This window comes from Streptomyces sp. NPDC037401 (assembly GCF_055602345.1).
Map to the genome: position 1 here is coordinate 104,387 of NZ_JBVJWO010000005.1, position 24,194 is coordinate 128,580.

Genomic DNA, 24,194 nt, shown 5'->3' on the forward strand with positions numbered 1-24,194 from the left:
CCCTTGACATACGACGCCACTCCACCGAAAGGTGACGCACCGGTGACCGACCAGGCCGCTCTCCAGTCTGTCCTCGACCGTGCCGCCGAAGGGGGCCGGATCTCCGCGGAGGAGGCGCTCGACCTGTACCGGCACGCGCCGCTGCACGCGCTGGGCACCGCCGCCGACACCGCGCGCCGCCGCCGGTACGCCGGCACCGAGCACATCGCGACGTACATCATCGAGCGGAACATCAACTACACGAACGTCTGTGTGACGGCGTGCCGGTTCTGCGCGTTCTACGCCGCCCCCAAGGACACCGCCAAGGGCTGGTCCCGCGGCCTCGACGACATCCTGCGCCGCTGCGCGGAGACCGTGGAGCTGGGCGGCACGCAGATCATGTTCCAGGGCGGCCACCACCCGGACTACGGCGTCGAGTACTACGAAGAGCACTTCTCCGCCATCAAGAAGGCCTTCCCGCAGCTGGTCATCCACTCCCTCGGGGCTTCCGAGGTCGAGCACATGGCCAGGATCTCGGGCGTGAGCGCCGAGGAGGCGATCCGCCGGATCCACGCCGCGGGCCTGGACTCCTTCGCGGGCGCGGGCGCCGAACTCCTGCCGGAGCGGCCGCGCAAGGCCATCGCCCCGCTCAAGGAGTCGGGCGAGCGCTGGCTGGAGATCATGGAGATCGCCCACGGCCTGGGCGTGGAATCGACCTCCACCATGCTGATGGGCACAGGCGAGACGAACGCCGAGCGGATCGAGCACCTCCGGATGATCCGTGAGGTGCAGGACCGGACCGGTGGCTTCCGGGCCTTCATCCCGTACACGTACCAGCCCGAGAACAACCACCTCAAGGGCCGCACCCAGGCGACGATCTTCGAGTACCTGCGGATGATCGCGATCGCCCGGCTCTTCCTGGACAACGTCGCGCACATCCAGGGCTCCTGGCTGACTGTCGGCAAGGAGGCCGGCCAGCTGTCGCTGCACTACGGCGCCGACGACCTGGGCTCGATCATGCTGGAGGAGAACGTCGTCTCCTCCGCCGGCGCCAAGCACCGCTCGAACCGCCAGGAGATCATGGACCTGATCCGCAAGGCGGACCGCGTCCCGGCCCAGCGCACCACCACGTACGAGCACATCGTCGTGCACGACGACCCGGCGAACGACCCGGTCGACGAGCGCGTGGTCTCCCACATCTCCTCGACGGCTATCGAGGGCGGCACCGCGCACCCGGAGCTGAAGCTCCTCGACGCCCGCTGAGCCCGCCGTGCTGACGCTGCACACCGCCCCGCTCCTGCTGCCGGTCGGCTCGGCGCCGGTACCGGACGGGGCCGTGCTCGTCGAGCACGACCGCATCGCCGCGATCGGCCCGCGCGCCGCCCTGGAGGCCGCGCGCCCGGAGGTCCGGGTGCGGGAGTGGCCGGGCGTGCTGACGCCCGGACTGCGCCAGTGGCACGCGCAGTGGCTGCTCACGCGCTGCTACCACCCCGACCCGCGGGAGGCCGACCGGCTGGGTACGGATCCGCTTTCCGGGGAGGCGCTGGCGGAGCTGGAACTCGACACGGCCCGCTGGGCGGGCAGTGTGCGCCGCGGGCTCCAGCAGATGCTGCGGCACGGCACGACCGCGATCGCGCTCGGCCCGGCCGACCCGCTGCTGTCGGCCCCGGTGGCCCGCTCCGGCCTGGAGACCGTGCCGGCCGCGGGTGCGCCCGAGGCTCCCGGGGACGGGCCGGACCTGGATCCGTTCACGGCGGGCGGCGGTCTGGCGGGCTCGGTGCAGCGGCCGCTGGCCGTCGGGGAGCGGGCCGATTTCGCGGCGTTCGACGCACCGGACGAGGAGGCCCTGCTGGAGCGGGGCGCGGCCACGTGCGTGGCCACCGTCATCGCAGGGCGGCTGCTGTACCGCAGGCGCTAGGCGCCAGGCGTCTGCGCGTGAGTCTGCGTCTGTGCCGGCCGCGCCGTGTGGTGCACGGCGAGCAGGCAGGCCTGGAGCCGGGAGATCCCGCCGAGCTTGGCGCGGATGTTCGCCACGTGGAACTTCGCGGTGCGGACGGTGAGATGGAGGTGCGTGGCGAGCTGCGCGTTCGTCGGCCCGGTCGGAAGGCAGCGGAACACCGACAGCTCCTGCTCGGTCAGGCTAGGGATCCCGGCCAGGGCCCGGTGCAGGCGCTCGCCGTCGAGCGTGCCGGGTACCCACGAGCACGGTAAGCAGGGGCGCTCCATGGCGGGCAGGCTACACGGGCTCACGGTTCGAGGTAGGCCGACGAGATCGTATTGCGGTACAGGGTGCTGGCGTTGCCGCGGTATCCGGCGGGCAGGAAGCCGACGTAGCCGCCGCGGTTGGGCTGGGTGTACACAGCCCACTCGGCGCTGTCGCGGTTCAGGTACGACTCGGTGTAGTCGTTGGTGGTGTGCTGGGCGCAGGCCAGGCTGCCCTTGAAGTAGTTGTTGCGGAAGTCGGCGTCGGCGACGTACATGTCGAAGACGGCGCCGCCCTGGTTCTGGAGGCAGAACAGCCCGAACTCTCCGGGGTCGAGGATGCCGTCCTTGTCCACGGCGGCGGTGGCGGATCCGATGCCCGTGCCGAGCGCGGCCAGGACGAGACCGGCGGCGGCGAGCGCGCGGAGACACGTTCTGTTCATCGTGCGTGCCTTTCCGTAGGGGAACCCGGGGCGCCGAAGAGTGGAACACCACCCACACCTCTGGCACCACTGTCCTTCGGGCCAGTGTGTGACTCCGGAGCCTCGGCCTACTGTGCGGAGGTCGCGCGGAGGTCCGCGCGCGGTGAGGAGTCCCGCTGTGCGTTTCGGCCAAGTCCGCGGAGCCGCCGCCCTGTCCCTCGTCCTCCTGCTGCCGGGCTGTTCCGCCGGGGGGACCGCCGCGGCTCCGGCCGCCCCGACGGCCCCGGTGTCCGGACGGACCCGGATCCCCGCCCTGAAGCAGCAGGATGAGGACGCCACCGACCCCGCGCTGGCGGACTACTTCGCGTGCATGGCCCGGCAGGGGCTGCCGATGCGCACCACCGCGTCCGGAGTCGCCGTCGTCGACGAGGACCGGGCGGATCCGGCCAGGGCGGCGGAGGCGGAACGGACCTGCGCCCCGCGGCGCCGGGTGGGCGGGCCCGATCCGGCGGAGCTGGCGGAACTGCGCGCCCAGGCCTCGTGCATGCGCCGCAGCGGGGTGCCGGACTGGCCGGACCCCGATCCGTCGACCGGGGCGTGGCCGGGCGACCTCCGTACGAAGGAATCCGCCGAGGGCCGCGCGGCCCTCGCGGCCTGCTTCGCCGCCCCGGCCCGCTGACCGCCCGGCCGGGGCGGCCGGGCTGACCGGGGGCCGCCGCGCCTGCCCGGCCGGATCCGGGCGGCGGCGGCCTGCGAGAATGGGGCGGCACCCAACCGCGACGTGCAGGCGCGCCCCGCGCCCCGCACCCGACATCTGCGAGGCCGAAGCCGGTGACCCGCGCATCCCTGGACAAGCAGCCGCACGAAGTCGCCTCCATGTTCGACGGAGTCGCGGCCAACTACGACCTCACCAACGACGTCCTCTCCCTCGGCCAGGCCCGGCTGTGGCGCAAGGAGGTCGCCGGGGCGGTCGACGCGCGCCCCGCGCAGAAGGTCCTCGACCTGGCCGCCGGGACCGCGACCTCCTCGCTGCCCTTCGCGCAGACCGGCGCGTACGTCGTGCCGTGCGACTTCTCCCTCGGCATGCTCCGCGAGGGCAAGAAGAAGCACCCCTGGCTGCCGCTGACCGCGGGCGACGCCACGAAGCTGCCCTTCAAGGACGACGTCTTCGACACCGTGACGATCTCCTTCGGGCTGCGCAACGTCCAGGACACCGAGGGCGCGCTGCGCGAGCTGTACCGGGTGACCAAGCCCGGCGGCAAGGTCGTCATCTGCGAGTTCTCGCAGCCGACGTGGGCGCCGTTCCGGACCGTCTACACCGAGTACCTGATGCGCGCGCTGCCGCCCGTCGCCCGTGCCGTGTCCTCCAACCCGGACGCGTACGTCTACCTCGCCGAGTCCATCCGCGAGTGGCCGGACCAGCCGGAGCTGGCCTCGCTGCTGCAGAAGGCCGGCTGGTCGGGCGTCGCGTGGCGCAACCTGACCGGGGGCATCGTCGCCCTGCACCGCGGGTACAAGCCCGCGTCCGAGTAAGCCGTGACCACGGTGGACTACCAGGCGGTGCTGGAGCAGATCGCGCACGACGTCGCGCCGCTGATCGGCAGCGGCGAGCCCGCCGCGTACATCCCGGCGCTCGCGAACGTCGACAAGACCCGCTTCGGCATGGCCATCGCCGAAGTCGACGGCACCGTCCACGGAGTGGGGGACTGGCAGGTCCCCTTCTCGGCGCAGTCGATCACCAAGGTGTTCACCCTCGCGCTGGTGCTGGCCCACGGCGGCGACAGCCTCTGGGACCACGTCGGGCGCGAGCCGTCCGGCAACCCCTTCAACTCCCTCGTCCAGCTGGAGTACGAGAACGGCATCCCGCGCAATCCGTTCATCAACGCCGGTGCTCTCGTGGTCACCGACCGCCTCCAGACCTGGACCGGCGACGCGAGCAGCGAGCTGCTGGAGTTCCTGCGCCGGGAGAGCGGCAACCCGGACCTGGCCTTCGACCCCGCGGTCGCCGCGTCGGAGTCCGCGCACGGCGACCGCAACGCCGCCCTGGCCCATTTCATGGCGTCGTACGGCAACATCACCGGCCCGGTGCCCGCGCTCCTCGACCACTACTTCTGGCAGTGCTCGATCGAGACGAGCTGCGCCGACCTCGCGCTCGCATCCCGCTTCCTGGCCCGGCACGGCCTGCTGGCCGACGGCACCCGGCTGCTGACCCGCAGCGAGGCCAAGCAGGTCAACGCCGTGATGCTGACCTGCGGCACGTACGACGCGGCGGGTGACTTCGCCTACCGGGTGGGCCTGCCCGGCAAGAGCGGGGTCGGCGGCGGGATCGTCGCCGTCGTCCCGGGGCGCTGCACGCTGTGCGTGTGGAGCCCCGGGCTCGACGAGCGCGGCAACTCGGTGGCCGGGGTCGCGGCCCTGGACCGCTTCACGACGCTGACCGGCCTGTCGGTCTTCTGAGCGAAAGCCGGTCGGCGCCCTTCACCGTTCACCCGACGGGGTCACGGGTCACAGGGTCACGGAGTCACGGGTGTGCGGCGGGGGCCGCCACGTCGGCCGCATCCCGGCCGGACTCCTCGCCGGCGTCCGCGAACTCGATGCCGTAGCGGTGTCCGACGGTCCCGGAGCCCAGGGTGTACGTCTCCTTCAGCTCCATGCCGAGCCGCCGGGTCACCGCGATCGAGCGGGTGTTGCGGGCGTCGACCATCGCCACCACCCGCGGGATCCCGGCCGCCCGCACCCGCTCCAGGGTCTCGCGCGCGGCCGCGGTCACGTACCCCTTGCCCCAGTACGGGCGGGCCAGCCGCCAGCCGATCTCTATCTCGCCGACCGGGCCCCAGTCCCGCGGCCACGGCTGCGCCCCGGTGAACCCGATCACCTCGCCGTCCTCGTCGAGGACGGTCCAGAAACAGATCCCGAGCTGCGCGTCGTGCATGCGCTGGCGCGCGGTGAGTTCCTCGTACACCGAGAGCTCCGCAGGGGCGCCGCCCTGGAACTCCATGACGTCGGGGTCGGCGAAGATCCGGTGCCAGGCCAGTGCGTCCTCTTCGGTCGGGACACGGAGCCGGACGGCGGGGTACTGCTCGCTCATCGGGGACAGCCCTTCGGGATCGTGATCACTCATCGCTGCATAGACTGCCCATGTCCTGTGCATTCGGCACCCCCTATCGAGTCTTCGGGAGATCCCGCAGTGACCGAGCTCCTCTCCGAACACACCGCGGATGTGATCGTCGTCGGAGCCGGGCCCGCCGGCTCGACCACGGCGTACTACCTCGCCAAGGCCGGACTCGACGTCCTGCTGCTCGAGAAGACGGCCTTCCCGCGCGAGAAGGTGTGCGGCGACGGTCTGACCCCGCGCGCCACCAAGCAGCTGGTGGCCATGGGCATCGACATCTCGGAAGAGGCCGGCTGGCTGCGCAACAAGGGCCTGCGGATCATCGGCGGCGGCGTCCGGCTCGAGCTCGACTGGCCCGACCTCGCCTCGTACCCGGACTACGGACTGGTCCGCAAGCGCGACGACTTCGACGAGACGCTGGCCCGGCAGGCGCAGAAGGCGGGCGCGCGGCTGTACGAGCGCTGCAACGTCGGCGAGCCGGTCATCGACGCGCGCACTGGCCACATCACGGGCGTGCACGCCAAGCTCGGCGAGGAGAAGAAGGCCGTCACCTTCCACGCGCCGCTCGTCGTCGCGGCCGACGGCAACTCCTCCCGCATCTCGCTGGCGATGGGCCTGCACCGCCGCGAGGACCGCCCGATGGGCGTCGCCGTGCGCACGTACTTCGAATCGCCGCGGCACGACGACGACTACCTCGAATCCTGGCTGGAGCTGTGGGACCGCCGCGGCGCGCAGGACCGGCTGCTGCCGGGCTACGGCTGGATCTTCGGCATGGGCGACGGCACGTCCAACGTCGGCCTGGGCATCCTGAACTCCTCCTCCGCCTTCCGGGAGCTGGACTGGCGCGAGGTCCTCAAGGCCTGGTGCGCCTCCATGCCGGAGGACTGGGGCTACACACCCGACAACATGACCCAGCCGATCCGCGGCGCGGCCCTGCCGATGGCCTTCAACCGGCAGCCGCACTACACCAAGGGCCTGCTGCTGGTCGGCGACGCGGGCGGCCTCGTCAACCCGTTCAACGGCGAAGGCATCGCCTACGCCATGGAGTCGGGCCAGATCGCGGCCGACGTCATCGTCCAGGCCCACGCCCGCGCCACCCCCGCCCAGCGGGAACTGGCCCTGCACAACTACCCGAAGGTGCTCAAGGAGACCTACGGCGGCTACTACACCCTGGGCCGCGCCTTCGTGAAGCTGATCGGCAACCCGAAGGTCATGAAGGTCGCCACCCAGCGCGGCCTGACGCACCCGCTGCTGATGCGCTTCACCCTGAAGATGCTGGCGAACCTCACCGACCCGACGGGCGGCGACGCGATGGACCGCATCATCAACGGCCTGAGCAAGGTGGCCCCGAAGGCCTGAACACCGCCTCGGCATCCCCTGCAACCCCCGCATCCCCGCGTTCCCCCGGCTTCAGCGGCGCAGCGCCTCCGCCGGGGAGATGCGGGCGGCACGGGCCGCCGGGTAGAGGCCGGCGAGGACGCCGGTCAGCAGCCCGGCCACCGGGGCGGCCGCGACCAGGGCGAGCGGTACGGCCGGGGTCCAGTCCCGTACGACGGCCACGGCGACCACCAGCAGGACGCCGAGCGAGGTCCCGGCGAGTCCGCCGAGCGCGCCCAGCGCGCCCGATTCGGCGAGGAACTGGAACGCGATGTGACGGCCCCGCGCGCCCAGCGCGCGGCGCAGCCCGATCTCGCCCGTCCGCTCCAGCACCGCCACCAGCGTGGTGTTCGCGATCCCGACCGCCCCGATCACCAGACAGATCCCGGCGAGCAGCAGGAAGAGCGCGCCGAGGTCCGAGGTGACCCCGGCGCGCAGGGACTTCGGGTCGGGCGGCGGGACCGCCCGGAGGTGCTCGGGGTGGTCGGGCCGCAAGGCGAGCGGGGCGAGCGCGGCGACCTGGCGGGCCGCCCCGAGCCGCGTGGAGATCAGCATTCGTGCCGCGCCGGGCCCCGGCGGACCCCACAGCCGGGCCGCGGTGGACCGCGGTACCAACACGGCCAGCAGCTGTTCCGGCTGCCGCCGCACGTCTGCGAGGATCCCGGCCACCGTGAACGCCTCGCCGCCGATGAATACCGCGGGCCGGGTCGCCAGCGTGGTGATGCCGAGCCGGGCCGCGGCTCCGCTGCCGAGTACGGCGACCCGCTGGCGGGTGCGCTCGGCGAACTCGTCGTACAGCCTGCCCTGCTGGAGCCGCGGCGCCATCGCCCGTACCGCGCCGGGGGAGGCGGCCACCACGCCGGGACCCGTGTCCGCGCCCGAACCGGAGGCGTAAGCGGAGCCAGAACCAGAGCCAGATCCAGAACCGGAAGCGTGGCCCGAAGTGGTGGTGGGCGCCGGCCGCACCGCCCAGTGCACCCCGGCGTGCTCGACGCCTGCGAGCGCCCGGATCCGCTGCTCGGCATCGGCCGGAAAACCCGCGCCGGCGAACTCGTCCTGTTGCACGGCCACGTCCTCCACGGTCACCGCGGTGGCCGTGAGCGCGTTGAACCGGGCGTCGATCTGTGAGGAGACGGTGGCGGTCAGCCCGAGCACGGCCACGAAGCTGCCGACGCCGAGCACCGTGCCGAGCGCCGTCAGGGCCGCCCGGCCGGGCCGCCGCAGCATCCCCGCCACCGCCTCCGACAGCGCGTCGCGCAGGGACAGCCGCGTCGGCGCCACGCGTCCGCCGCCCGCGCCGCTCACGCGTCCCCCGGCCCGGACGGCTCCCGCAGCCGCCCGTCGTGCAGCGCGAGCCTCCGCCCGCCCCGCCCTGCCACCTCCGGGTCGTGCGTGATCACGAGCACCGTCATCCCGGCCGCGTGCAGCCCGTCCAGCAGGCCCAGGACCGAGGCCGCGCTCGCCGAGTCGAGGTTCCCGGTCGGCTCGTCGCACAGCAGCAGCGACGGGCGCCCCACCAGAGCGCGGGCCACCGCCACCCGCTGCCGCTCCCCGCCCGAGAGCCGCCCCGGCACGGCGTCCGTGCGGTGCCCGAGCCCCACCCGCTCCAGCGCCTCCCGGGCCCGCGCCCGCCGCTCCGCCCGCGGCACGCCCGTGTAGAGCATGGCGAGGGTGACGTTCTCCAGGGCGCTGCGCTGCGGCAGCAGGTGGAAGGACTGGAACACGAAGCCGATCCGCTGCCCGCGCAGGGCGGCCCGCTCGCGCTCGCGCAGCGCGCCGGTGTCGACGCCGTCGAGGAGGTACCGCCCCCGGGTCGGCGCGTCCAGCAGCCCGGCGACGTTCAGGAACGTCGACTTCCCGGACCCGGACGGCCCGACCAGGGTGACGAACTCCCCCTGCCGCACGGCCAGGTCGCACGACGCGAGGGCGGCGACCGGCGGCGGCCCGGGGTAGGTGAGACCGACCCCGTGGAACTCGATGACGTTCATCCGCTCAGGCTCCCGGGCGCGGCGGCGCCGGTCACGACCTGCATGCCCTCGGCCAGTTCGCCCGCGCGGACCGGGACGACCTCCACGTGGCCGTCCCCGCTGGTGCCGGTGCGCACCTCGACCCGGCGCCGGCCGGCCCCGGCGCCGGACGGCACGACGGTCACGGCCGTGCGCCCGTCCGCGCCCGCCGAGACCGCGGTCACGGGGACCACCAGCGCCGCGCCGTCCGTGGCGGCGGTCTCGACGGTCAGCCGTACGTCCTGCCCGGCGAACCCGGCGGGCAGCGGGCGGTCGGGGCGCACCAGCATCCGGTAGCCGGGCTCCACCGGGGCGGCGGCGCCGGGGTCCCGGCCGTCCGCCCCCGGAGCCGCGGGCCCGGCGCGGCCGCCGGGCGCGGACCGCTCGGCGGCCACGAGCAGGACCTCCGCGCGGGCGTCCCGCCCCAGCACCTCGGACGAGACCAGGACGGGCAGCCCGGCCCGCAGCAGCCGTCGCCGGTCCTCCCTGAGCCAGGCCTCGACGAGCAGTTCGCCCGCGGACACGGTGAGCACCGGGCCGGAGACGGCCGCGCCGACCCGGCTGCCGAGGGCGCTGACCCGGGCGGGGAAGGAGCGCAGGAACACCGCTTCGGAGGCGGGCAGCATGGGGCCCGCGGCGGCCTCGGCCGCGGCGAGCCGGGCCCGGGCGTCGGCCAGGGACTGCCGGGCCCGCTCCACCGCCCGCGCCGCGGCCGCGCGAGCCGCGGCCGACACCCCGGCACCCGCGGCCGACACCCCGGCGTCCGCGCCGGCGCCAGCCCCGCCGTCCGCCCCGGCGGTCTTCCCGGTCCCGGCACCGTCCCCGGCACCGTCCCCGGCTCCCGCTCCGGCTCCGGCGGAATCCCCGCTCCCGGCGACGGAACCCGGCCCGTCCCCGGCCGCCTTCCCCCGGGGCACGGCGAGCGCGTCCCGCGCGTCCTCCAGCGCCCACCGGGCCGACCGTACGGACTCCCGGGCCGCCCGCACCCCCTCGCCGCCGTCGGCCACCGCGGGCACCGGCAGGTAGCCCGCCGCCCGGTACAGGGCCTCCAGCGCGCCCTTGGTGCCCGGACCGAAGGACCCGCGCCGGTCGCGGCCCGTACCGTGCCCGAGTTCGCGCAGGGCGTGCTGGAGCTGTGCCACGTCCGCGCCCTCGGCCCCCGGCCGCAGGTCCCGGTACCCGGGCAGGCTCCCGCGCAGGGCGATCACCGGCCGCCCGGACACCTCGGCGAGCAGCTGTCCGGGCCTGACCCGGTCGCCGGGTGCCAGCGGCAGCCGGGTCACGACAGAGGCCCCGGCCAGGCCGGCACCCGCGGGCTGCGGCGCCACGTCGACGCTCTGGTCGGCGACCACCGTCCCGCGCATCACCACCGTGTCGGCGAGGACGCGCCGTTCGACGACCGCGAGCAGCGGCCCCTGTTCCGGTGGCAGGGCCCGGGCGGCGAGCTGCGCCGGAGACGTCACCAGGGCGGTGGCCAGCAGACCGCCGGCCGTCATGAGCGCGGCTCCGGCGACGAGTCCGAGCACGACGCGGCGCCCGCGCGCGAGCGCATCGATCGGCATGAAGCGCGATCCTAGGAACCGCCTTCCGCGCCGAACAAGTCACCTACCAGCCAGGCCGGTTGTCTACTTGTGCGCCCTCGCCCGGGACCGTTGACTCCGGTGCCCCCCTTCCCCGACGGTGAGGAAAGCCCCGTGAACGCACGTCACCCCCGGCGCCACCGGACCGCGGCCGCCGCCCTCCTGGCGCTGCTGACGGCCGGATGCACCTCCTCCGGCGGGGGAGCGGAGCCCGATGCGGAACCGGCGCTCGGAGCGGTGGCGGTCAATCCGGCCACCGCCTCGCTGGCCCTGCCGCTGGACGCGTACGCCGACTCGGGCGAGGAGGCCGCCCGGCTGGCCGCGGCGCAGCGACGGCTCGTCAGCCGCTGCATGGCCCGCTTCGGGTTCACGTACGAGCCGCCCGCGTCCGCCCCGGGCCGCGGCGGCTCCGCGCGGGCGGACCGCCACCGGTACCTGTACGGCATCGCCGATCCCGGGCGCGCGGCCGCGTACGGCTACGACAGGGAGGGCGGCGAGCCGCGCCGGGAGCGCGCGCCCGAGCCGCCGCTGAGCGCCGGAGCCCGTACGGTCCTGCACGGCGAACGCCCCGGCGCGCAGGGCGGTCCGGGGCCCGACCCCCGGACGGAGGAGGAGGCGGCGCGCACGGACAGCGGGATCGCCGTCGGCGGCCGCAAGGTCCCCGCCGGGGGCTGTCTGCGGGAGGGCTACCGCAAGCTGTACGCGCCGCGGAAGGACAGCGTCGACCTCCTGCTGCCCTTCGGCCTGGCCTCGGAGGCGCACACCCGGGCGCAGCAGGACTCGCGGGTGGCGGCCGTGCTGGCGAAGTGGTCGGCGTGCATGGCCCGGCAGGGCTATCAGGGCGTCAGGAGCCCGTACGACGTGCCGGAGGAGCTCGGACTGGCCGCGGATCCGGGCGGTGCGGCGGCGGTCACGGCCGCGGTCCGCGACGTCGCCTGCAAGCGCGAGGTGAACCTGGTGGGGGTGTGGGCGGCCGTCGAGGCGGCCTACCAGCAGCGGCTGGCCGAGAAGCACGCGCAGACCCTGGCGGCGTACCAGCGCCAGCGCGAGGCCCGGCTCCGGCTGGCGGCGGAATTGTTCTGACGGAACGCCATGGAACCGTACCGAACAGCAGATAACGCCATGGAACAGCGTGTAACTGCACGGAAGGTGCGACGAGGGCCGGTACTCCACCCCCGAGCGGGGGAGTACCGGCCCTTCGCCGTGCAGCGGTGCGCTCGTCAGATGATGCGGACGGCGCCGTCCGGACGGTCCCAGTTCAGGGAGTGCTTGGCCACGCCCGCGGAGGGGTTCTGGGCGCCCACGTACTGGCCGCCGCCCACGTAGATGGCCACGTGGTACGAGCTGCTCCGGCCGCCCCAGTACAGGATGTCGCCCGGCTGGAGGTTGCTCAGGGAGACGGCGGTGCCGGAGCTGGACTGGTCGTACGAGATGCGGGGGAGCTTGATGCCGGCCTGGCGGTACGCGGCCTGCACGAGGCCGGAGCAGTCGTACGCGGAGGGACCGGTGGCGCCGCGGACGTAGGCCTTGCCGACCTGCGCGAGCGCGAAGTTCACGATGGAGGCGGCGGTGCCGCCGCCCTTGGCGCTGCGGGTCTGGGCGGAGTCGCCCGCGGTGCCCTCGTCGGCGCTGGACGAGGAACCGCCGCCGTCGCCCAGGGTGGAGCGGACGTTGCTGCGGGAGGCGCGCTCGGCGACGGCCTTGCGCTGCGCCTCGGCCTTCGCGGTGGCGGCCTGCTGGGCTTCGGCCTTCTCGGCCGCGACCTTCACGGCCTCGGCCTTCTTCACGGCCTCGGTCTTGGCCTTCTTCGCGTCGGAGGCGGCGCTCTTCGCGGCGGCGTTCTCCAGGGCGGCGAGCTCGGTGTCGAGGGCGCGCGCCGCGGCGGCGTCGGCGGACTGCGTGAGGGCGGAGGAGACCTCGGACGTCAGGTCCAGGACCGGCATCTCGATGGTCTCGGTCACAGGACCGGACGGGGCGGCGCTCGCCGGCCCGGCCATCGCCAGGGTGCTGAGGACGCCACCGGCAACTCCGGCGCGGACCGCGAGCTTCGAGGCGCTGCGGCGGGGCTTCCGGTGGCTGGGTATGTGAGCGGTATGGGACATGAGAACAACCGCTATCAGGGCCTCGCGGCTCCCTTCAAGAAACGTGGTCTGCGCCACAGTTGCCGCCATTTGGCGTGAACCGGGCGCGTCGCGCGTCTTATTGACGCCGTAACGGGCGAATCGGACAGGGCCTCACAAGGCTGTGATCATGGGTTTTCTGTAATAAGTCCGAATTGACCCGACGCCTACCATCAGCCGATACCGATGGCCAAGCCCTCTTTCGGAAGCGCCGATTCAGAGTGGCGCAGGTCACAGGATCATCACGGCATGCGGACGCCCTCCCGCTCGTGAACGCGCGCACGCGCACCGCGGCGTCCACTTCCGTCCCCGGGGTGTCCCCCGGGCGGGCGAGGCCGGTCGCTTTATCACTCATTGCGACCCGTGGCCAATTTGCATGCAGGGGCCACGGTTTGATATTGCGCCGCGGCTGTCACCTGCGGTAACGCGGCCGGATGTCACCTTTGGTGATCACATGTGCGCTTCACGTATGAAGATCACCGCTCATCGGACTTCATGATCGTTCGTCAGGTGGTGGAGATCACAAAGTCGTTGTCGTTACCCGTGTCGCAGATCACAGATGGACAGGCATAGGATGCGGGGCAGTCCAGCTTGTGAACTGCCTCACATGAGCACGATCTTCGCGAGGCGGGGCAACGCCTGGAGTTGCGGTCCAACGGTCAAGGACGACTGGAAGGAGCGAGGAGCGTGAATGCCTACGCGCCCATCCTCGTGCTCGGCGCCCTCGGGGCAGGGTTTGCGATCTTTTCCGTGGTCATGGCCACGCTAATCGGTCCAAAGCGGTACAACCGGGCCAAGCTTGAGGCGTACGAGTGCGGTATCGAACCCACTCCCACGCCGGTCGGCGGTGGTCGCTTTCCCATCAAGTACTACCTGACGGCGATGCTCTTCATCGTCTTCGACATCGAGATCGTCTTCCTCTACCCCTGGGCCGTCACCTTCGACGCCCTGGGGATCTTCGGGCTCGTCGAGATGCTGCTCTTCGTGCTCACCGTCTTCGTTGCCTACGCGTACGTGTGGCGGCGCGGCGGCCTGGAATGGGACTGAGGGGCTCACTGACATGGGACTCGAAGAAAAGCTGCCGAGCGGCTTTCTGCTGACCACCGTCGAACAGGCCGCGGGCTGGGTGCGCAAGTCGTCAGTCTTCCCGGCCACCTTCGGCCTCGCCTGCTGCGCCATCGAGATGATGACGACGGGGGCGGGCCGTTACGACCTGGCCCGCTTCGGCATGGAGGTGTTCCGCGGCTCGCCGCGGCAGGCCGACCTGATGATCGTCGCCGGCCGGGTCAGCCAGAAGATGGCGCCGGTGCTGCGGCAGGTCTACGACCAGATGCCCGCTCCCAAGTGGGTGATCTCCATGGGCGTCTGCGCCTCGTCCGGCGGGATGTTCAACAACTACGCGATCGTCCAGGGCGTCGACCACATCGTGCCGGTCGACATCTACCTGCCCGGCTGCCCGCCGAGGCCCGAGATGCTCATGGACGCCATCCTCAAGCTCCACCACAAGATCCAGACCTCCAAGCTCGGCGTGAACCGGGAAGAGGCTGCCCGCGAGGCGGAGGAGGCGGCCCTCAAGGCGCTCCCCACCATTGAGATGAAGGGGCTGCTCCGGTGAGCGCCACCAACGACACCGCGGAAGAGCCCGGGAACGGCAACGGCGTTCCCGCCCCCCGCGGCCGCAGCGGCGGCGAGGTCATCGACGTCCGCAAGGGCATGTTCGGTGCCTCGGGCGGCGGCGACACCTCCGGCTACGGCGGCCTGGTCCGCACGGTGGCCCTGCCCGGCGCCACCAGCCGCCCGTACGGCGGCTGGTTCGACGAGGTCGCCGACGAACTCGAAGGCGCGCTCGAGGAGCAGGACCTGATCCCCGAGAACGCCATCGAGAAGACCGTCGTCGACCGCGGCGAGCTGACCTTCCACATCGCGCGCGAGCACCTGCTGCAGGTGGCCCGCACCCTGCGCGACGACCCCGCCCTGCGCTTCGAGCTGTGTACCGGGGTCTCCGGGGTCCACTTCCCCGGGGACAAGGGCCGCGAGCTGCACGCCGTCTACCACCTGCGCTCGATCACCCACCGGCGGCTGATCCGCCTGGAGGTGTCGGCCCCCGACGCCGACCCGCACGTCCCGTCCCTCGTCGAGGTCTACCCGACCAACGACTGGCACGAGCGCGAGACCTACGACTTCTTCGGCCTGGTCTTCGACGGCCACCCGGCGCTCACCCGGATCATGATGCCGGACGACTGGCAGGGCTTCCCGCAGCGCAAGGACTACCCGCTCGGCGGCATTCCCGTCGAGTACAAGGGCGCCCAGATCCCGGCTCCGGACCAGCGGAGGTCGTACACCTGATGAACACTTCACATGACGCCTTCGCCGACAACGCCTCCGCGCGCGAGACCACCGAAGGCACCGTCTACACCGTCACCGGCGGGGACTGGGACGAGGTCGTCCAGTCCGCCGTCAAGGCCGACGACGAGCGCATCGTCGTCAACATGGGCCCGCAGCACCCGTCCACCCACGGCGTGCTCCGGCTGATCCTGGAGATCGACGGAGAGACGGTCACCGAGGCCCGCTGCGGCATCGGCTACCTGCACACCGGCATCGAGAAGAACCTCGAGTTCCGCAACTGGACGCAGGGCACGACCTTCGTCACGCGCATGGACTACCTGACGCCCTTCTTCAACGAGGCCGCCTACTGCCTCGGCGTCGAGAAGCTCCTCGGGATCACCGACCAGATCCCGGACCGGGCCACCGTCATCCGCGTCCTGCTGATGGAGCTCAACCGGCTCTCCTCCCACCTGGTGTGCATCGCCACCGGCGGCATGGAGCTCGGCGCCACCACGATCATGATCTACGGCTTCCGCGACCGCGAACTGATCCTCGACGTCTTCGAGCTGATCACCGGTCTGCGCATGAACCACGCGTTCATCCGCCCCGGCGGACTCGCCCAGGACCTCCCCCCGGGCGCCGTCGACCAGCTGCGCGACTTCGTGAAGACCATGAAGAAGAACCTGCCGGAGTACGACAAGCTCGCCACCGGCAACCCCATCTTCAAGGCCCGCATGCAGGACGTCGGCTACCTCGACCTCACCGGCTGCATGGCGCTGGGCGCCACCGGCCCGATCCTGCGCTCCGCGGGCCTGCCGCACGACCTGCGCAAGACCGATCCGTACTGCGGCTACGAGACCTACGAGTTCGACGTGCCGACCACCGACACCTGCGACTCGTACGGGCGGTTCCTGATCCGCCTCGAGGAGATGCGCCAGTCGCTGCGGATCGTCGAGCAGTGCCTGGAGCGGCTGGAGCCAGGACCGGTCATGGTCGCGGACAAGAAGATCGCCTGGCCCGCGCAGCTCGCCATGGGCCCCGACGGCCTCGGCAACTCGCTCGACCACATCAAGAACATCATGGGCACCTCCATGGAGGCCCTCATCCACCACTTCAAGCTGGTGACCGAGGGTTTCCGGGTCCCCGCCGGACAGGCCTACGCCGCCGTCGAATCCCCCAAGGGCGAACTCGGCGTCCACGTGGTCTCCGACGGCGGCACCCGCCCCTACCGGGTCCACTTCCGCGACCCGTCCTTCACCAACCTGCAGGCCATGGCAGCGATGTGCGAGGGCGGCCAGGTCGCCGACGTCATCGTCGCCGTCGCCTCCATCGACCCCGTGATGGGAGGCGTCGACCGATGACCGCCAACCCGGCCGAGCAGGTCAGCCTGGGGATGCCCCAGCTGCCCGCCCCCGGCTTCCCGGCCGACGTACGGGCCCGGCTCGACGCGGACGCGAAGGAGCTCGTCGCCCGCTACCCCGACAGCCGCTCCGCGCTGCTGCCGCTGCTGCACCTCGTGCAGTCGCAGGAGGGCTACGTCTCCCGCACCGGCATCCGCTTCTGCGCCGAGACCCTGGGCCTGACCACCGCCGAGGTCACCGCGGTGTCCACCTTCTACACGATGTACCGCCGCAAGCCCTCCGGCGACTACCAGGTCGGCGTCTGCACCAACACGCTGTGCGCGGTGATGGGCGGCGACGCCATCTTCGACGAGCTCAAGGAACACCTCGGCGTCGGGAACAACGAGACCACCCCCGACGGCAAGGTCACCCTGGAGCACATCGAGTGCAACGCGGCCTGCGACTACGCGCCCGTGGTGATGGTCAACTGGGAGTTCTTCGACAACCAGACCCCCGAGTCGGCGAAGGCCCTGGTCGACGACCTGCTGGCCGGCCGCCCGGTCGAACCCACCCGCGGCGCACCCCTGTGCACGTACAAGGAGACCGCCCGGATCCTGGCCGGCTTCCCCGACGAGCGCGAGGGCGCCGTCGAGGCGAGCGGCGGCGCCGGACCCGCCTCCCTGGTGGGCCTGCGCCTCGCGCGCGGCGAGTCCCTGCACACGACCATCGTCCACCCGCGCGGCGAGGCCGGTACCGAGGGAGGGGAGTGATGAGCGTGTCCACACCCAATGAAAGTCTCGGGGGCACCTCCCGGCCGGAGGCTGGGGGAGGCGCGAGTCCGGAGAAGCTGCTCGCGCCCGTACTGTCGGCCTTCTGGGACGACCCGCAGTCCTGGACGCTGGAGACCTACCGGCGCCACGGCGGCTACGAGGGCCTGCGCAAGGCCCTCGCGATGACCCCGGACGACCTGATCGCGTACGTGAAGGACTCCGGACTGCGCGGACGCGGCGGCGCGGGCTTCCCCACCGGAATGAAGTGGCAGTTCATCCCGCAGGGCGACGGCAAGCCGCACTACCTCGTCGTCAACGCCGACGAGTCCGAGCCGGGAACCTGTAAGGACATCCCCCTCCTCTTCGCCAACCCGCACTCCCTCATCGAGGGAATGATCATCGCCTGCTACGCGATCCGTTCGCAGCACGCGTTCATCTACCTGCGCGGTGAAGCCGTCCCCGTCCTGCGGCGCCTGCACGAGGCCGTACGCGAGGCCTACGAGGCGGGCTACCTCGGCAAGGCTGCAGACCGTGAGAAGAGCGGTCTCGGCAGCGGCACGGACCTCGACATCACCGTGCACGCGGGTGCGGGCGCGTACATCTGCGGCGAGGAGACGGCCCTGCTCGACTCGCTCGAAGGCCGGCGCGGCCAGCCCCGGCTGCGTCCCCCCTTCCCCGCGGTCGAAGGCCTCTACGCCTGCCCCACTGTGGTGAACAACGTCGAGTCCATCGCGTCGGTTCCCGCGATCCTCCACCGCGGCAAGGACTGGTTCAAGGCGATGGGGACCGAGAAGTCCCCCGGCTTCACCCTCTACTCGCTCAGCGGCCACGTCGCCAACCCCGGACAGTTCGAGGCCCCGCTCGGCATCACGCTGCGCCAGCTGCTCGACATGAGCGGCGGCATGCGGCCCGGCCACCGGCTGAAGTTCTGGACCCCGGGCGGCTCCTCCACCCCGATGTTCACGGACGAGCACCTCGACGTGCCCCTCGACTACGAGGGCGTCGGCGCGGCCGGCTCCATGCTCGGGACCAAGGCGCTCCAGTGCTTCGACGAGACCACCTGCGTGGTCCGCGCCGTCACCCGCTGGACGGAGTTCTACGCCCACGAGTCCTGCGGCAAGTGCACGCCCTGCCGCGAAGGCACGTACTGGCTGGTCCAGCTGCTGCGCGACATCGAGGCGGGGAAGGGCGTGATGTCGGACCTCGACAAGCTGAACGACATCGCCGACAACATCAACGGCAAGTCCTTCTGCGCGCTCGGCGACGGCGCCGCCAGCCCGATCTTCTCCTCGCTCAAGTACTTCCGCGCGGAGTACGAGCAGCACATCACGGGCAAGGGCTGCCCCTTCGACCCCAGGAAGTCGACCCTCTGGGCCGACACGGAGGTGACCGCATGACCGCCCCCGCAGAGGACCTGGTCTCCCTGACCATCGACGGGGTCGAGCTGTCCGTCCCCAAGGGGACCCTCGTCATCCGGGCCGCCGAGCAGCTCGGCATCGAGATCCCGCGGTTCTGCGACCACCCGCTCCTCGACCCGGCCGGCGCCTGCCGCCAGTGCATCGTCGAGGTCGAGGGCCAGCGCAAGCCGATGGCCTCCTGCACCATCACCTGCACCGACGGCATGGTGGTCAAGACCCACCTCACCTCGCCGGTCGCCGACAAGGCCCAGCGCGGCGTGATGGAACTGCTCCTCATCAACCACCCGCTGGACTGCCCGGTCTGCGACAAGGGCGGCGAGTGCCCCCTGCAGAACCAGGCCATGTCGCACGGCAACGCCGACTCCCGCTTCGAGGGGAAGAAGCGGACGTACGAGAAGCCCGTGCCGATCTCCACGCAGGTGCTGCTCGACCGCGAGCGGTGCGTGCTGTGCGCCCGCTGCACCCGCTTCTCCAACCAGGTCGCGGGCGACCCGATGATCGAGCTCGTCGAGCGCGGCGCGCTCCAGCAGGTCGGCACCGGCGAGGGCGACCCCTTCGAGTCGTACTTCTCCGGGAACACCATCCAGATCTGCCCGGTCGGCGCGCTCACCTCGGCCGCGTACCGCTTCCGCTCCCGCCCCTTCGACCTCGTCTCCTCCCCGAGCGTGTGCGAGCACTGTGCGGGCGGCTGCGCCACCCGCACCGACCACCGCCGCGGCAAGGTGCTGCGCCGGATGGCCGCCGACGACCCCCAGGTCAACGAGGAATGGATCTGCGACAAGGGCCGCTTCGGGTTCCGCTACGCCCAGCGCCCCGACCGGCTCACCACGCCGCTGGTGCGCAACTCCGACGGAGTGCTGGAGGCCGCGAGCTGGCCCGAGGCCCTGGAGGCCGCGGCCCGCGGGCTGTCCGCCGCGCGCGGCCGCACCGGGGTCCTGACCGGCGGCCGGCTCACCGTCGAGGACGCGTACGCCTACGCCAAGTTCGCCCGGGTCGTGCTCGACACCAACGACATCGACTTCCGGGCCCGCGTGCACAGCGCGGAGGAGGCGGACTTCCTCGCCGCCACCGTCGCCGGACGCGGCGCCGACCTGTCCGGCACGGGTGTCACGTACACCTCGCTGGAGCAGGCGCCGACCGTGCTGCTGGCCGGCATCGAGTCCGAGGAGGAGGCGCCGGGCGTCTTCCTGCGGCTGCGCAAGGCGCACCGCAAGCACCGCCAGCGGACCTTCGCCCTCGCGCCGTTCGTGACCCGCGGCCTGGAGAAGGCGGGCGGCACCCTGCTGCCGGCCGCGCCGGGCACCGAGCCCGAGTGGCTCGATGCCCTGGCCACCCGCAGCGGACTGGAGGAGGGCGGCCGCGCGGCCGCCGAGGCACTGCGCCTGCCGGGCGCCGTGATCGTCGTCGGCGAGCGGCTCGCCGCCGTCCCCGGTGCGCTGACCGCCGCCGTCCGCGCGGCCGCCGCGACCGGCGCCGAACTGGTCTGGATCCCGCGCCGGGCGGGCGAGCGGGGCGCCGTCGAGGCGGGCGCGCTGCCCTCGCTGCTCCCCGGCGCCCGGCCCGCCACCGACCCGCGGGCCCGCGAGGAGGTCGCCGCTCTCTGGGGCGTGGACGAACTCCCGCACCGCTACGGCCGCGACACCGGCCAGATCGTCGAGGCCGCCGCCTCCGGCGAGCTGGGCGCGCTGGTCGTCGGCGGTGTCGAGGTGGCCGACCTGCCCGACCCGGCCCGTGCCAGGGTCGCGCTGCGGGAGGCCTTCACGGTCAGCCTGGAGCTGCGCCCGAGCGAGGTCACGGCCCACGCGGACGTGGTGCTCCCGGTCGCCGCGGTCGCCGAGAAGACCGGCGCCTTCCTCAACTGGGAAGGAAGGGTGCGGCCCTTCGAGGCCGCGCTGAAGCCCGACCAGATGACCCGTCCCCTGGCCCCGGCCGACACCCGGGTGCTGCACATGCTCGCCGACGCCGCCGACCGGCCGCTGGCCCTGCCCGACGTCCCGGCGGCACGCGCCGAACTGGACCGGCTCGGTCCGTGGACCGGCGAGCGGGCCGGCGAACAGACCGCGGACGTACGGCCGCTGCCCCGGCCCGCGGCCGGCGAGGCCGTCCTCGCGGGCCACCGGCTGCTCCTCGACCTCGGCAGGCTCCAGGAGGGCGACGAGGCGCTGGCCGGCACCCGGCACGCGGCGAACGCCCGGCTGTCCGCGGCCACGGCTGCGGAGACGGGCGTCAAGGACGGCGACGTCCTCGCGGTCACCGGCCCGGCCGGTACCGTCGCCTTCCCACTGCTGGTCACGGAGATGCCCGACCGGGTGGTCTGGCTGCCGCTGAACTCCGCGGGCGGCGGGATCCTCTCGGACACGGGCGCCCGGCCGGGCACCCTCGTCCGGATCGGCCCGGCGACACCGCCGGCCGACGTCAGCGACACGACGCCGGAGGTGCGCGCGTGAACGGGGTGCACGGTGAGTTCGTACGGCTCGCCGCCGAGGACCTCTCCCTCTTCGGCCGCGACGTGTGGTGGCTGGTCGTCATCAAGGCGGTGTTCTGCTTCGCCTTCCTGATGGTGACCGTGCTCTTCTCCATCGTCTGGGAGCGCAAGGTCGTCGCGTGGATGCAGCTGCGCATCGGCCCGAACCGGCACGGCCCCTGGGGCCTGCTGCAGTCCCTCGCCGACGGCATCAAGCTGATGCTGAAGGAAGACGTCATCGTCAAGCGGGCCGACAAGGCCGTGTACGTCCTGGCGCCGATCGTCGCCGCGATCCCCGCCTTCATGGCGATCGCGGTGATCCCCTTCGGACCGGCCGGCAACGAGGTCTCGATCTTCGGGCAGCGCACCACGATGCAGCTGACCGACCTGCCCATCGCGATGCTGTACATCCTCGCGGTGGCCTCGGTCGGCATCTACGGCATCGTGCTGGCCGGCTGGTCCTCCGGGTCGACGTACCCGCTGCTCGGCGGACTGCGGTCCTGCGCGCAGATGATCTCGTACGAGATCGCGATGGGTGCGGCCTTCGCCTCGGTGTTCCTCTACTCAGGGTCGATGTCGACGTCGGCGATCGTCGAGGCGCAGGCGGACCGCTGGTTCATCGTGCTGCTGCCGGTGTCGTTCATCATCTACGTCATCACGATGGTCGGCGAGACGAACCGCGCGCCGTTCGACATGCCGGAGTCCGAGGGCGACCTCGTGGGCGGCTTCAACACCGAGTACTCGTCCATCAAGTTCGCGATGTTCATGCTGGCGGAGTACGTCAACATGGTCACCGTCTCGGCGGTGTCGGTCACCCTCTTCCTCGGCGGCTGGCGGGCCCCGTACCCGATCAGCACGTTCTGGGAGGGCGCCAACCACGGCTGGTGGCCGCTGCTCTGGTTCGTCATCAAGGTGCAGCTGCTCCTCTTCTTCTTCATCTGGCTGCGCGGCACCCTGCCCCGGGTGCGCTACGACCAGCTGATGAAGCTCGGCTGGAAGGTCCTGATCCCGGTCTCGGTGCTGTGGCTGATGCTCGTCGCGAGCGTCCGGGCGCTGCGGAACGAGAACTACGACTTCCAGCAGATCGTGCTGTACGTCGGCGGCGCCGTCATCGCCATCCTGCTGCTGTCCTTCGTCGCGGACGTCTTCCGCGACCGGAAGGCCAAGGAGTCCGCCGCCGCCGGGGCGCAGGACACCGTGCCGTTCGACCCGATGGCGGGCGGCTTCCCGGTCCCGCCGCTGCCCGGCCAGACCCTTCCACCGGTACCGCGCCGACGGCCCCGCCACGAGCGGGAGCTGATTGTCAGTGGCGGAACCAATACTGACAGTGACCGAGAGGAGGGTGCTGAGAATGTCTGACGAGAAGTGGCAGAACCCGGTGGCCGGCTTCGGCGTGACCTTCAAGGCCATGTTCAAGAAGCGGCTGACCGAGCAGTACCCGGAGCAGCAGAAGACCACCGCTCCGCGCTTCCACGGACGGCACCAGCTCAACCGCCACCCGGACGGTCTGGAGAAGTGCATCGGGTGCGAGCTGTGCGCCTGGGCCTGTCCCGCCGACGCGATCTACGTGGAAGGCGCCGACAACACCGAGGAGGAGCGCTACTCCCCGGGCGAGCGGTACGGCCGCGTCTACCAGATCAACTACGCCCGCTGCATCCTGTGCGGGCTGTGCGTCGAGGCCTGCCCGACCCGGGCGCTGACCATGACGAACGAATTCGAACTGGCCGACGAGAGCCGGGCGTCGCTGATCTACACCAAGGAGCAGCTGCTCGCCGGGCTCACCGAGGGCATGGTCGAGGCCCCGCACTCGATCTTCCCGGGGACGGACGAGCAGGACTACTACCGCGGTCTGGTCACCGGGGCGGCTCCCGGCACGGTCCGGCAGACGGCGGTCTCCAAGGGCGAGGTGCCCGAGGACTCCGCGAGCCCTGCGGACTCCCAGGAGGTGGGGGCGTGAGCGCCATCGCCGCAGCCTCGCTGACCTCGACCGGCGAAGCCGTCCAGTTCTGGGTGCTCGGGATCACCGCCGTCATCGGCGCGCTGTGCACCATCCTCATGAAGAAGGCCGTGCACAGCGCCCTGTGCCTGGCCGGGACGATGGTCATCCTGGCCGTCTTCTACCTCGCCAACGGCGCCTACTTCCTCGGCGTGGTCCAGGTCGTCGTCTACACCGGCGCGATCATGATGCTCTTCCTCTTCGTGGTCATGCTGGTGGGCGTCACCGCCGCGGACTCGCTGAAGGAGACCCTCAAGGGGCAGCGCTGGCTGGCCGCCCTCTGCGGGCTGGGCTTCGGCATCCTCCTGATCGCCGGGATCGGCAACGCCGGCCTGAAGTCCTTCAACGGCCTCGGCCGGATCAACTCCGGCGGCCACGTCGAGGCCCTCGCCGAGCTGATCTTCACCAAGTACGTCTTCGCCTTCGAGATCACCGGCGCGCTGCTGATCACGGCGGCCGTCGGCGCGATGGTCCTGACGCACAAGGAGCGCACGGAGCGCGCCGCGACCCAGCGCGAACTGTCCGAGCGCCGCGTCCGCGACGGCGTCCAGCTGCCGCCGCTCCCCGCGCCCGGTGTCTACGCCCGGCACAACGCCGTCGACATCGCCGGCCTGCTGCCGGACGGCACCCCGTCCGAGCTCACCGTCAGCCAGACGCTCCGGGCCCGGGGCCAGATCCGGGACGTGTCCACCCAGGCCCTCGACGACCTGAAGGCACTGGAGCAGCGCTCGGCGCAGCGGCTCGGCCGCACGCCGGAGCCCGGCCGTGAGGAGGCGGCGAAGTGAATCCGGTCAACTACCTCTACCTGGCCGCCCTGCTGTTCGCCATCGGCGCCGCCGGCGTCCTGATCCGGCGCAACGCCATCGTGCTGTTCATGTGCGTCGAGCTGATGCTCAACGCCTGCAACCTGGCCCTCGTCACCTTCTCCCGGATGCACGGCAACCTGGACGGCCAGATCATCGCGTTCTTCACCATGGTCGTCGCCGCCGCGGAGGTCGTGGTCGGCCTGGCGATCATCGTGTCGCTCTTCCGTACCCGCCACTCGGCCTCGGTCGACGACGCCAGCCTGATGAAGCTGTAAGG

General features: G+C 72.1%; 25 protein-coding genes. 18 read left to right on the top strand and 7 right to left on the bottom strand.

From position 1 onward, the window contains the following. Positions 1 to 42: 42 nt before the first annotated feature. The gene (mqnC, locus tag ACZ7H1_RS06120) at positions 43 to 1,242 is read left to right on the top strand and encodes a cyclic dehypoxanthinyl futalosine synthase (RefSeq protein WP_470784172.1); all 1,200 of its coding nucleotides are present in this window, start codon (positions 43 to 45) and stop codon (positions 1,240 to 1,242) included. A gap of 7 nt (positions 1,243 to 1,249) precedes the next feature. Next, positions 1,250 to 1,897, top strand: a complete 648-nt coding sequence (locus tag ACZ7H1_RS06125; protein WP_470784173.1) for an amidohydrolase family protein — start codon at positions 1,250 to 1,252, stop codon at positions 1,895 to 1,897. On the opposite strand, the gene ACZ7H1_RS06130 is transcribed toward ACZ7H1_RS06125, so the two are convergent. Both ACZ7H1_RS06130 and ACZ7H1_RS06135 read right to left on the bottom strand, forming a co-directional pair. Continuing rightward, positions 1,894 to 2,229, bottom strand: coding sequence for a response regulator transcription factor (locus tag ACZ7H1_RS06130; RefSeq protein ID WP_470784174.1), 336 nt, complete (start codon positions 2,227 to 2,229; stop codon positions 1,894 to 1,896). The genes ACZ7H1_RS06125 and ACZ7H1_RS06130 overlap by 4 nt on opposite strands. Further along, positions 2,226 to 2,624: a peptidase inhibitor family I36 protein gene (locus tag ACZ7H1_RS06135; protein ID WP_470784175.1), complete on the bottom strand. Its 399-nt coding sequence runs from the start codon at positions 2,622 to 2,624 to the stop codon at positions 2,226 to 2,228. Before ACZ7H1_RS06135 ends, ACZ7H1_RS06130 begins: the two co-directional genes overlap by 4 nt. Positions 2,625 to 2,781: 157 nt before the next feature. Here ACZ7H1_RS06135 and ACZ7H1_RS06140 point away from each other — a divergent pair, with 157 nt between their 5' ends. From ACZ7H1_RS06140 to ACZ7H1_RS06150, 3 genes are all read left to right on the top strand, one after another. Next, positions 2,782 to 3,282, top strand: a complete 501-nt coding sequence (locus tag ACZ7H1_RS06140; protein WP_470784177.1) for a hypothetical protein — start codon at positions 2,782 to 2,784, stop codon at positions 3,280 to 3,282. Positions 3,283 to 3,434: 152 nt separating this feature from the next. Beyond that, on the top strand, positions 3,435 to 4,136 hold the full coding sequence (locus ACZ7H1_RS06145) for a demethylmenaquinone methyltransferase (RefSeq protein WP_470784179.1): 702 nt from the start codon (positions 3,435 to 3,437) through the stop codon (positions 4,134 to 4,136). Positions 4,137 to 4,148: 12 nt separating this feature from the next. Next, positions 4,149 to 5,060: a glutaminase gene (locus tag ACZ7H1_RS06150; protein ID WP_470784439.1), complete on the top strand. Its 912-nt coding sequence runs from the start codon at positions 4,149 to 4,151 to the stop codon at positions 5,058 to 5,060. A 64-nt stretch (positions 5,061 to 5,124) separates the two neighbouring features. On the opposite strand, the gene ACZ7H1_RS06155 is transcribed toward ACZ7H1_RS06150, so the two are convergent. Continuing rightward, positions 5,125 to 5,691: a GNAT family N-acetyltransferase gene (locus ACZ7H1_RS06155; protein WP_470784441.1), complete on the bottom strand. Its 567-nt coding sequence runs from the start codon at positions 5,689 to 5,691 to the stop codon at positions 5,125 to 5,127. A 99-nt stretch (positions 5,692 to 5,790) separates the two neighbouring features. On the opposite strand from ACZ7H1_RS06155, the gene ACZ7H1_RS06160 reads away from it, so the two are divergent. Continuing rightward, positions 5,791 to 7,074, top strand: coding sequence for a geranylgeranyl reductase family protein (locus tag ACZ7H1_RS06160; protein WP_470784180.1), 1,284 nt, complete (start codon positions 5,791 to 5,793; stop codon positions 7,072 to 7,074). Positions 7,075 to 7,125: 51 nt separating this feature from the next. On the opposite strand, the gene ACZ7H1_RS06165 is transcribed toward ACZ7H1_RS06160, so the two are convergent. From ACZ7H1_RS06165 to ACZ7H1_RS06175, 3 genes are read right to left on the bottom strand one after another with little or no spacing between them, the layout of a single operon-like run. Continuing rightward, a complete protein-coding gene (locus tag ACZ7H1_RS06165) occupies positions 7,126 to 8,397 on the bottom strand; it encodes an ABC transporter permease (RefSeq protein WP_470784182.1) in 1,272 nt (423 codons plus the stop codon). After that, positions 8,394 to 9,080, bottom strand: a complete 687-nt coding sequence (locus ACZ7H1_RS06170) for an ABC transporter ATP-binding protein (RefSeq protein ID WP_470784183.1) — start codon at positions 9,078 to 9,080, stop codon at positions 8,394 to 8,396. The genes ACZ7H1_RS06165 and ACZ7H1_RS06170 overlap by 4 nt, the downstream gene beginning before the upstream one ends. Next, entirely contained in the window at positions 9,077 to 10,660 is a 1,584-nt protein-coding gene (locus tag ACZ7H1_RS06175) for a hypothetical protein (protein ID WP_470784185.1), read from the bottom strand. Before ACZ7H1_RS06175 ends, ACZ7H1_RS06170 begins: the two co-directional genes overlap by 4 nt. 132 nt (positions 10,661 to 10,792) lie before the next feature. On the opposite strand from ACZ7H1_RS06175, the gene ACZ7H1_RS06180 reads away from it, so the two are divergent. Further along, entirely contained in the window at positions 10,793 to 11,761 is a 969-nt protein-coding gene (locus ACZ7H1_RS06180; protein ID WP_470784187.1) for a hypothetical protein, read from the top strand. Positions 11,762 to 11,898: 137 nt separating this feature from the next. Here ACZ7H1_RS06180 and ACZ7H1_RS06185 read toward each other — a convergent pair whose 3' ends face one another. Then, a complete protein-coding gene (locus ACZ7H1_RS06185) occupies positions 11,899 to 12,780 on the bottom strand; it encodes a C40 family peptidase (protein ID WP_470784189.1) in 882 nt (293 codons plus the stop codon). Positions 12,781 to 13,485: 705 nt separating this feature from the next. Here ACZ7H1_RS06185 and ACZ7H1_RS06190 point away from each other — a divergent pair. From ACZ7H1_RS06190 to nuoK, 11 genes are read left to right on the top strand one after another with little or no spacing between them, the layout of a single operon-like run. Continuing rightward, on the top strand, positions 13,486 to 13,845 hold the full coding sequence (locus ACZ7H1_RS06190) for an NADH-quinone oxidoreductase subunit A (protein WP_359887413.1): 360 nt from the start codon (positions 13,486 to 13,488) through the stop codon (positions 13,843 to 13,845). Positions 13,846 to 13,858: 13 nt separating this feature from the next. Beyond that, positions 13,859 to 14,413: a NuoB/complex I 20 kDa subunit family protein gene (locus ACZ7H1_RS06195; RefSeq protein WP_389470643.1), complete on the top strand. Its 555-nt coding sequence runs from the start codon at positions 13,859 to 13,861 to the stop codon at positions 14,411 to 14,413. Then, positions 14,410 to 15,144 (top strand): NADH-quinone oxidoreductase subunit C, encoded by a 735-nt coding sequence (locus tag ACZ7H1_RS06200; protein WP_470784191.1) that lies wholly within the window; start codon positions 14,410 to 14,412, stop codon positions 15,142 to 15,144. The genes ACZ7H1_RS06195 and ACZ7H1_RS06200 overlap by 4 nt, the downstream gene beginning before the upstream one ends. After that, entirely contained in the window at positions 15,144 to 16,484 is a 1,341-nt protein-coding gene (locus ACZ7H1_RS06205) for an NADH-quinone oxidoreductase subunit D (RefSeq protein ID WP_470784192.1), read from the top strand. Before ACZ7H1_RS06200 ends, ACZ7H1_RS06205 begins: the two co-directional genes overlap by 1 nt. Then, entirely contained in the window at positions 16,481 to 17,233 is a 753-nt protein-coding gene (gene nuoE / locus ACZ7H1_RS06210) for an NADH-quinone oxidoreductase subunit NuoE (RefSeq protein WP_470784194.1), read from the top strand. The genes ACZ7H1_RS06205 and nuoE overlap by 4 nt, the downstream gene beginning before the upstream one ends. Next, entirely contained in the window at positions 17,233 to 18,630 is a 1,398-nt protein-coding gene (nuoF, locus tag ACZ7H1_RS06215) for an NADH-quinone oxidoreductase subunit NuoF (RefSeq protein WP_470784195.1), read from the top strand. The genes nuoE and nuoF overlap by 1 nt, the downstream gene beginning before the upstream one ends. Further along, the gene (locus tag ACZ7H1_RS06220) at positions 18,627 to 21,098 is read left to right on the top strand and encodes an NADH-quinone oxidoreductase subunit G (protein WP_470784196.1); all 2,472 of its coding nucleotides are present in this window, start codon (positions 18,627 to 18,629) and stop codon (positions 21,096 to 21,098) included. Before nuoF ends, ACZ7H1_RS06220 begins: the two co-directional genes overlap by 4 nt. Next, the gene (gene nuoH / locus ACZ7H1_RS06225) at positions 21,095 to 22,474 is read left to right on the top strand and encodes an NADH-quinone oxidoreductase subunit NuoH (RefSeq protein ID WP_470784197.1); all 1,380 of its coding nucleotides are present in this window, start codon (positions 21,095 to 21,097) and stop codon (positions 22,472 to 22,474) included. Before ACZ7H1_RS06220 ends, nuoH begins: the two co-directional genes overlap by 4 nt. Then, positions 22,467 to 23,072, top strand: a complete 606-nt coding sequence (gene nuoI / locus ACZ7H1_RS06230) for an NADH-quinone oxidoreductase subunit NuoI (RefSeq protein ID WP_470784198.1) — start codon at positions 22,467 to 22,469, stop codon at positions 23,070 to 23,072. The genes nuoH and nuoI overlap by 8 nt, the downstream gene beginning before the upstream one ends. Further along, positions 23,069 to 23,896, top strand: a complete 828-nt coding sequence (locus tag ACZ7H1_RS06235; RefSeq protein WP_470784199.1) for an NADH-quinone oxidoreductase subunit J — start codon at positions 23,069 to 23,071, stop codon at positions 23,894 to 23,896. The genes nuoI and ACZ7H1_RS06235 overlap by 4 nt, the downstream gene beginning before the upstream one ends. Then, positions 23,893 to 24,192 (top strand): NADH-quinone oxidoreductase subunit NuoK, encoded by a 300-nt coding sequence (gene nuoK, locus ACZ7H1_RS06240; RefSeq protein ID WP_470784200.1) that lies wholly within the window; start codon positions 23,893 to 23,895, stop codon positions 24,190 to 24,192. Before ACZ7H1_RS06235 ends, nuoK begins: the two co-directional genes overlap by 4 nt. The last annotated feature ends 2 nt before the right edge of the window (positions 24,193 to 24,194 follow it).